This window comes from Rhodococcus jostii NBRC 16295 (assembly GCF_001894825.1).
Lineage (GTDB): Bacteria > Actinomycetota > Actinomycetes > Mycobacteriales > Mycobacteriaceae > Rhodococcus_F > Rhodococcus_F jostii.
Genome location: NZ_BCWY01000098.1, coordinates 1 through 2,790 on the forward strand (window position 1 = coordinate 1; position 2,790 = coordinate 2,790).

A 2,790-nucleotide genomic window follows, 5' to 3' on the forward strand; every position below is an offset into this window, starting at 1 on the left:
GGCCGCCGCTCCCGCAGCGTCCGCCCCGGCTCCCGCAGCCGCGGCACCCGCTCCCGCGGCCACCTCCGGTGACAGCACCCCGTACGTCACCCCGCTGGTGCGCAAGCTCGCCGCAGACAACAGCGTCGACCTGTCGGCGGTGACGGGCACCGGAGTCGGTGGCCGCATCCGCAAGCAGGACGTCCTGGCCGCTGCCGAGGCGAAGAAGGCACCGGCCGCCGCTGCCGCGCCTGCTGCCGCACCGGCCGCTGCCGCCGCCGCTGCTCCCGCAGCTGCATCCGCCGGGGTCCGCCCCGAACTGGCACACCTGCGCGGAACCACGCAGAAGGCCAACCGGATCCGTCAGATCACCGCCACCAAGACGCGGGAGTCGCTGCAGAGCACGGCGCAGCTCACCCAGACCTTCGAGGTCGACGTCACCCGGATCGCGGCCCTCCGGGCGCAGGCCAAGAACACCTTCCTCGAGCGCGAGGGCGTCAAGCTGACGTTCCTCCCGTTCTTCGCGAAGGCCGTCGTCGAGGCGCTGAAGTCGCACCCGAACGTCAACGCCAGCTACGACGAGGCGAACAAGCAGATCACCTACTACGACGCCGAGCACCTGGGCATCGCGGTCGACACCGACCAGGGTCTGCTGTCGCCGGTCATCCACAACGCCGGAGACCTGTCGCTGGCCGGCCTGGCCCGCGCCATCGCGGACATCGCCAAGCGCGCCCGCTCCGGTGGGCTCAAGCCGGACGAGCTGTCCGGTGGCACGTTCACGATCACGAACATCGGCAGCCAGGGCGCCCTGTTCGACACCCCGATCCTCGTGCCGCCGCAGGCCGCGATGCTCGGAACGGGCGCGATCGTCAAGCGTCCCGTGGTCGTGACCGACGAGTCCGGCAGTGAAAGCATCGGCGTCCGCTCGATGTGCTACCTGCCGCTAACCTACGACCACCGCCTCGTCGACGGTGCCGACGCCGGCCGCTTCCTGACCACGATCAAGCAGCGTCTGGAGCAGGGATCGTTCGAGGCCGACCTGGGTCTCTAAAGATCCGTCACCGGACTTCGAGCCGAACGTAGTTTCGCAGGGGCACCATTTCCAGAAGGGATGGTGCCCCTGCGCTGTGAAGGAGGCTGTTGCACATGCGAGTGGTCATCGCCGGATCCTCCGGGCTGATTGGCACCGCTCTCGTCTCGTCTCTCCGCGGCGACGGCCACGACGTCGTGCGTCTCGTCCGTCGATCGTCCGCGGGTCCCGACGAGTCGCGCTGGGATCCGCAAAAGGACCGGCTCGACACGGGGATCCTGTCGGACGCCGACGCCGTCGTGAACCTGTGCGGCGTCGGGATCGGCGACAAACGCTGGACCGGGGCGTACAAGCAACTGATCCGGGACAGCCGCATCGCCGCCACCGACGTCCTGGCGGAAGCCGTCGCCGACGCCGGGGTGCCTGTGTTCGTGAACGCGAGCGCCGTCGGCTACTACGGCGACACCGGCAGCCGTGTCGTCGACGAGACCTCCCCCTCCGGGACGGGCTTCCTCGCGGACACCTGTCGCGACTGGGAGGCCGCGACCGCCCCCGCCGGCAATTCGAAGGTCCGGACCGTTCTGTTGCGGAGCGGCATCGTCCTCTCACCGCACGGCGGCCTGCTCGGCCGGCTGAAGACCCTGTACTCGTTCGGGCTCGGAGGGCGGCTCGGCAACGGCCGCCAGTACTTGTCGTGGATCTCGTTGGAGGACGAGATCGATGCGATCAAGTTCGTACTCACCCGCGGCGACGTGGCCGGACCCGTGAACATCACCGGCCCGGCGCCTGTCACCAACGCACAGTTCAACGGCGCGGTCTCGCGGACGCTGCACCGCCCCGCACCGTGGATCGTTCCCCGGTTCGCACTGACCGCGTTGGTGGGAGAGTTCGCGCAGGAAGGCATCCTGGCCGGGCAGCGCGCGATACCCACGGTGCTCGAGAACACGGGATTCCGGTTCCGGCACAACACGATCGGCGAAGCTCTCGACGCCGCCCTGGTGCGGTGAAGCCAGGTCGCGGTGGTGACGCGGCCGCCCGGGCGTAACCTCTAGCGCATGAGCAGCGCGACACAATCCGCCCGTTTCAGCCCCCTACCGATCTCCGTCGAACACCTCGGCAGGATCGGGTACGTCGACGCCTGGGACCGCCAGCGCGCGCTGGCGGCCGACCGCGCGGAGAACGTGGGCGCCGACACTCTGCTGCTACTCGAGCACCCGGCCGTCTACACCGCGGGACGGCGGACCGAACCCGAGGACCGGCCGGCCGACGGCACTCCCGTCATCGACGTCGACCGCGGCGGGAAGATCACGTGGCACGGTCCGGGACAGTTGGTGGGGTACCCGATCGTCAAGCTGGCCGAGCCGGTCGACGTCGTGCGGTACGTCCGCAGGCTCGAGCAGGCGCTGATCACCGTGTGCACCGACCTCGGCATCGAGTGCGGCCGGGTCGACGGCCGCTCCGGTGTGTGGCTGCCGGCGTCCCTCGACAACGGGCAGTGGCTGCCCGAACGCAAGGTGGCGGCCATCGGGGTGCGGGTGCAGCGCGGTGTCGCCCTGCACGGTTTCGCGCTCAACTGCAATTCCGTCCTGACGGGGTTCGACGCGATCATCCCGTGCGGTATCCGCGACGCCGGAGTCACGTCGCTGTCGCGGGAGCTGGGCCGCGACATCACGATCGAGGAGGTCACCCCCGCCGTCACGGCGGCCGTCGTCGCGGCGCTCGACGGCACCCTCCCGGTCACCGAACACGACATCGAGCGGGTCACGTTCGACTCCGCCGCG

The 2,790-nt window shown here is 70.0% G+C and carries 3 protein-coding genes; all 3 read left to right on the plus strand.

Going from position 1 to position 2,790, the window contains the following annotated elements; all coding sequences use genetic code 11:
- The coding region (gene sucB / locus RJ1_RS37670; RefSeq protein WP_073368415.1) for a 2-oxoglutarate dehydrogenase, E2 component, dihydrolipoamide succinyltransferase at positions 1 to 1,030 on the plus strand (1,030 nt) is incomplete at its 5' end.
- A 95-nt stretch (positions 1,031 to 1,125) separates the two neighbouring features.
- The gene (locus RJ1_RS37675) at positions 1,126 to 2,016 is read left to right on the plus strand and encodes a TIGR01777 family oxidoreductase (RefSeq protein ID WP_073368418.1); all 891 of its coding nucleotides are present in this window, start codon (positions 1,126 to 1,128) and stop codon (positions 2,014 to 2,016) included.
- A 48-nt stretch (positions 2,017 to 2,064) separates the two neighbouring features.
- On the plus strand, positions 2,065 to 2,790 hold a 726-nt coding region (lipB, locus tag RJ1_RS37680), incomplete at its 3' end, for a lipoyl(octanoyl) transferase LipB (protein WP_073368420.1).